3 protein-coding genes are annotated in these 6,002 nt (G+C 51.9%); all 3 read left to right on the top strand.

Annotation, left to right across the window (positions count from 1 at the left end; translation table 11 throughout):
* Window positions 1–259: 259 nt before the first annotated feature.
* The 3 genes from QEH52_RS16120 (at window position 260) to QEH52_RS16110 (ending at window position 5,793) form a co-directional block, all read left to right on the top strand.
* Window positions 260–3,076 carry a TOTE conflict system archaeo-eukaryotic primase domain-containing protein gene (locus QEH52_RS16120; RefSeq protein WP_425609295.1) on the top strand — a complete coding sequence of 939 codons (2,817 nt, stop codon included), beginning with the start codon at window positions 260–262 and terminating at the stop codon, window positions 3,074–3,076.
* A gap of 139 nt (window positions 3,077–3,215) precedes the next feature.
* Window positions 3,216–4,808, top strand: a complete 1,593-nt coding sequence (locus tag QEH52_RS16115) for a CARDB domain-containing protein (RefSeq protein WP_308951828.1) — start codon at window positions 3,216–3,218, stop codon at window positions 4,806–4,808.
* A 184-nt stretch (window positions 4,809–4,992) separates the two neighbouring features.
* A complete protein-coding gene (locus QEH52_RS16110) occupies window positions 4,993–5,793 on the top strand; it encodes a dienelactone hydrolase family protein (protein WP_308951826.1) in 801 nt (266 codons plus the stop codon).
* Window positions 5,794–6,002 lie beyond the last annotated feature (209 nt).

The following is a 6,002-nucleotide window of genomic DNA, read 5'->3' as shown; positions in this document are numbered from 1 at the left end:
CGCTACTTTACGGAAGGTGCTGTGCTGGGCTCGCGCGAGTTTGTGCAGTCGCATGCGGAGCACTGGAAACGTAGCACAGGGCGCAAACATCGCTACCAACCTCAGGATATTCCTGCCGAAGCGGAGAGCGATCTGGTTGCAATGAAACGCGTGCGTGGCGCTGCGTTTACATAGCCGGGGCAGATTAAGCCGCCAACGCTCGCTTATTGTCCTCAAGCTCAGACAGTGCTAGAATGCGCGTCATCACAGGATTTCTGTTATGGCATTTCCTCATCAGCATTCTTTTTCTGGCTTAAATTACCACTCAGCACCTGAGGATAAGATTGCATGTTTCCGCTCTCTATTTCGGGGACGTACGGATGTGTTTCCACAGCGCTTTGAAAGTGTTCGCACTGGTCGGGCAGGCTACTCGCCTGCTTGTAGCAATGAATGGGTGCGAGGTATTTGCGAGAAGCCGCGCATCAAATGCTCCAATTGTCTTCACCAAGATTGGATTCCAGTTAATGAACGACTAATCGCTTGGCATCTTTCGGGCAAGGACGCGAGTGGCCAAACTTTTGTAATGGGCGTGTATCCCATGCTGCTGGATGAGACCTGCCACTTTTTGGCAATCGATCTAGACGGCATTGGTTGGCAGGACGATGCGTCCGCTCTAATCACAGTGCTGCGAAAACTAGCCTTACCTATTGCACTGGAACGTTCGCGCTCAGGCAATGGAGCCCACCTGTGGTTATTCTTTGAGCGCGCGATTCCAGCGATCCAAGCGAGGCGACTGGGAACCCACATACTGACCGAAGCATTAGACTTACGGCCAGAGATGGGCCTGTCTTCCTACGACCGTATGTTTCCGAATCAAGATACACTACCCAAGGGTGGCTTTGGTAATTTGATCGCACTGCCTTTGCAAAAAGCTGCTCGAAATGCGGGCAACTCGGTATTCTTAAACGACACTTTTGAGCCATTCGATGATCAATGGAAATTTCTTGGACAATTGAATCGGATTCCACCGGAAACAGTCACGCAGATCGTTTCAAGTGCAGAGCACACACGTCGCATTTTGCCTGTACGTATCGCACCAAATGAAGAGTTTGCCCTCACACCTTGGCAAGCCCCGCCTTCCCGTCAGCAGCAAGAGCCTCCGATTTCTGGCACATTGCCAGACAGCCTCGAAATAGTGCTTTCCGATAAAATCTATATACCGAAGAACAATTTACCGCCCTCTCTGCGTAACCGCATCCTCCACTTAGCCGCATTTCAAAACCCAGAATTTTATAAAGCGCAGGCAATGCGTCTACCCACCTACGATAAACCTCGTGTCATTGCATGCGCAGTAGCGCACCCGGAACATATCGCATTGCCCCGTGGCTGCTTAGACGATTTGAAAACTCTCTTACGAAAGTGTAACATTCGCTACAGACGTAAAGACTTACGAAACAAAGGGACTCCCTTGAATCTCGCTTTCTCTGGCGAATTACGACCTGATCAAACCACTGCAGCGAAAGCTCTGCTTCCACATGAAATGGGCGTGTTAGCCGCCACCACAGCATTTGGAAAAACTGTTTTAGCCGCATGGCTGATCGCAGAACGAGGTGTAAATACACTCATCCTCGTGCACCGCCAGCAACTCATGCTACAATGGGTCGAACGGCTCTCCCAATTTCTCGATATTCCTGAAAAGTCTATAGGTCGCCTCGGTGGTGGACGACGCAAACTCAAAGGGCAGGTTGATATCGCTCTCATCCAAAGTCTGGTGCGCAAGGATGTTGTGGATGATCGCATTACGGATTATGGACATTTAATCGTAGATGAGTGCCATCACCTATCAGCTCAGAGTTTTGAACGAGCAGTGAGTCGAGCGAAGGCTAAATACGTGCTGGGACTCTCCGCTACCATTGAACGAAAAGACGGACATCACCCTATCATCTTAATGCAGTGTGGGCCAATTCGACATCGAGTGCATGCAAAAGACCAAGCAGCGACACGCCCCTTCCAACATCATGTCATCGTGCGCCCAACTCGCTTCCGCCCGATCCATGAACCTGAAGATGATGCCCGCATCGAATTTCAACAACTCTGCCAAGCTCTGATCGAAGATTCAGAACGCAACCGTCTGATTATAAATGATGTAGTCCGATCCGTAAGCGATGGTCGCTCGCCACTAATCATCACGGAACGAACCGAACATTTGGAATATCTCAGCAAGCTGCTGGAGCAATACAACATACGCTATATTTGTTTGCAGGGCGGCATGGGCAAAAAGCGCTTAGCCGAAGCCCTGACACAACTTGAGCCGGATGCTGCCTCGCAGCGACCCGCTGTAGTTTTAGCGACCGGACGCTTCGACGATTCGCAACTCGATACACTCTTCGTAACCATGCCAGTTTCCTGGCGCGGAACGATCGCCCAATATGCCGGTCGACTTCATCGTTTACATGAGAGCAAAAAGGTCGTTCAAATTTACGATTATGCAGATTTAGACACGTCAATGCTCGCACGAATGTTCGATAAACGCTGTGCTGGCTACGAAGCAGTGGGCTACTCAATTTTGTTACCGGCAAGTGCACTCCCAGGCTGGCCACAGAGCGTGCCCTTACCCGTCGATCCCGCTTGGAAAAAGGACTATTCAGGCAGCGTAAAACGCCTAATACAAGACGGTGTCGATGAACCACTGGCAGAGCTCTTCATGCACGCAGCACAACCTCCAGATGATGTTACGCGCACTCGAAGCGCCTCGGAAGCCTTCCTTCACAAACGACTAGAATCTTTAGATCTCACAAAAGGGTATTTTCAGCTCAATGTAGAATTACCCATCCCTTTCAATCAACGCAGTCGCATGGAAGTCGATTTTCTATGTGAACCACTCAAATTAGTGATCGAACTAGACGGCTCACAACACCTAAAAGATGCAGTCGCATGGCGCAGCGATCGACGTAAGGACCTCCTACTGCAGCGAAACAACTATCTGGTCATGCGCTTTTTGACCCTCGATATTTCCAAAGAGCTAAACGCAGTCTTAGACTCCATCATAGCGACAGTCCAATTCCGCAAACGGCAAATCCGCGAGGATAAGCACTGAATGAGACATTAGAGAACATATCTGCGAAATATACTCTACTAAACTAATAAAGACCTATCCCTTATTTTAAAATCATGCAAATCCCGCGAGTGCAGCGATTTCTTTACATGAGCTCGCGATCCGTTAGAACTGAGGATATATGAAACGACTCAGCTCCATTTTATTCGCGACATTGAGCCTATTCGCGCTCGCCTTTACTGGCTGTCAAACCGCCCCGACCCAAATAGATCGTGGTTACACCGCTCCTACTCAGCCGGCTTCCACGCAAATTCAATGGCAGGGCGCCGATAACAAGGCTCCGGCAGCGAATAACGCTAGCAATCCTGTCGTGTCTCCTCCTCGGCAGGCCATTCCTGCCACGCCCAGCCGCGGCTCGGACGTGATTATGCGCACCAATCAAATCAAAGTCACCAAGCGTGTACTCGAAGCTGCTTCTGTCGGTGGATCTCTTAAATACCGCATTACGATCAATGCTCTTGATGATGTAAACAATGTCCGCCTGACCGAAACCATTCCTGCGGGCGTCCAATTTCAATCGGCCAACCCGGCAGCCTCGCTCGCTGGCAGCAATGCCAATTGGAACTTCCCTTCCATGCGTAAAGGACAAAGTCAGGATATCGACATCACTGTCAAACCAACCACCGAAGGTAACCACCAGATCTGCTCCACCGTTACCGTGGACAATGCCTTCTGCTTAGACTTCTTCGCTGGCCAGCCCAAATTGGATGTCGTAAAGAAGGGCCCACAAAGCATCGAACTGGGCGAAGAAGCGAGCTGGACCGTCACTGTCACTAATAACGGCTCGGCCGAAGCGACCAATGTCGTGGTGACCGACACTCTGCCTGACGCCTTTACGCCTACCAGCAACTTGCGCCAGCCAATTGGCAACCTCGCCCCAGGTGAGACTAAGAGCGTCACTTATACCGCAAAAGCCGTGAAACAGGGCAACTTCAGCAATCGTGCCGTCGCCAGCTATGACGGCGGCCAAACCGGCGGCCCAGGTCAAAGCCAAGTCGCGAGCTCTCCAATCGCAGTCGTGCAGTCTGGCATCCGTGTCCGTAAGGCCGGCCCTTCCGAAGCTTATGTCTTCAAGCCTGAAGTCTTCAACATCACCATCGAAAACACGGGCGATACTGACCTTAAAAACGTCCGTATCACCGACATCTTGCCTAAGGGTGCATCTGTCGCCGACAACGGCCGCGGCCGTGTTTCTGGCAATGCCATCGGTTGGATGATTCCCAACCTCCCCGCCGGCTCTAGCCAACTCATCCGCACCGAGATCGCAGCGACCCGTAAGGGCGAGTCCACCAATACCGTAAAAGTGGTCAGCGCCAATGGCCTGGAGGCCTCCGATAGCGTCACCACAAACTGGCTCGCCGTTCCTGGTGTGACTGTTTCGATCACCGACAGCAAAGACCCGGTTCGTGTGCGCGAAACCACAGTTTACAGCATCCAAGTGCGCAACCAAGGTGAGTTCGAGCCTGTCAGCGGCACCGTAACTGTCACTTTCAACGACAAGATCAAGCCCACCGCCGTGGCGGGCGACGCCCAAGGCACGATCAATGGTCAAACCGTCACCTTCCCACGCACGACATTGGAGCCTGGCAAGGACACCAACCTCAGCATCACTGCTGAAGGTGCGAACATTGGCCCTGGTCGCGCAGTCATGAACTTCAGCGCCGACTTCCTGAACGATCCCATCATCAGTCAGGAAACGACCAACGTTTACTAAGCGTTTAAAATCTGATTAACGGCTAAAAGCCGGATCGCTTACCTTAGACTCGATCTCCTAGGTATCTCCTAAGGTAAGAGTGAGCGCTTCAGCGCTTTTGTACATGAGTGGTAATTTCAAAATCCGCTCGGGAAACCGAGCGGATTTTTTGCATTTAACCACAAAGTGCTCATCGTGCAGGGCTATGAAACTACACGCCCTCCTCCTACTTCTCGCCGCCTCGATCACAAATTATGCCAGCGCTGATACGGTGCAAAAGACGATTCCTTACCAACTCGATGGTGTAGAATTTGAAGGCACCTTAATCTACGATGATGACGCAAATCAGGACGAGCCCCTCCCGGGCATAGTCATGATTCCCAACTGGATGGGACCCAGTGAGAACGCCTACACCAAAGCACGTATGATCGCTGGCGATGATTTTGCCGTTTTTGTCGCCGACATGTATGGCGTCGGCGTACGCCCTAGTAACGCATCCGAAGCCGGCAAGGCCGCAGGCGTCTTGCGCTCCGATCGAGCACTCATGCGAGCGCGTGCCCAAAAAGCGGTCGATGTCTTCCACGCACTCGCACGACAGCACCCGATCGACCCAAACAAGACAATCGCCATTGGTTTCTGCTTTGGCGGCGGCACGGTGCTGGAGCTTGCGCGCACCGGCACCGAGTCCATTCAAGGCGTCGTCTCTTTTCACGGAGACCTCAAATCGCCCACCTTGGCAGCTGACACTCAGCAAATCAAAATCCCAGCCCTAGTGCTCCACGGCGCAGACGATCCCTACGTGCCACAAGCAGATGTGCAAACTTTCATCGAAGCCATGAAAAGCAATGAAGTCGACGATTGGACACTGGTTCAATTCAGCGGCGCCGTGCACTCATTCACCAATCCAGAAGCTCAGTCAGATGGCTCACGCTACGACAAACGCACCGCCAAGCGTGCCTTCGAGATGATGGAAGATTTCGCCGACGAGGTAATGGGGCTGGACTAATACCACATTCTAAGAATATATGATCTATAAGCTTGGCCTTTGCGTAGCCTCGAAACTTTGTTTCCATGCGTCGCCTTAGGCTATGCAGGACACAGTCGGAGACGATCGGCATCGCCCCGGTTCCCCTTTCGACGAGCTTAGGACTGGCGAGAACCGAGGTTACAAAAGACATATCTATTAGGGCCAAACTTTTTTCGAATGGGTGTAAG

The organism is Thalassobacterium maritimum, assembly GCF_031127805.1.
Taxonomy (GTDB): Bacteria; Verrucomicrobiota; Verrucomicrobiia; order Opitutales; family Coraliomargaritaceae; genus Thalassobacterium; species Thalassobacterium maritimum.
The sequence above is the reverse complement of the archived record's forward strand: the minus strand, read 5'-3'. Positions and strand labels throughout refer to the sequence as shown.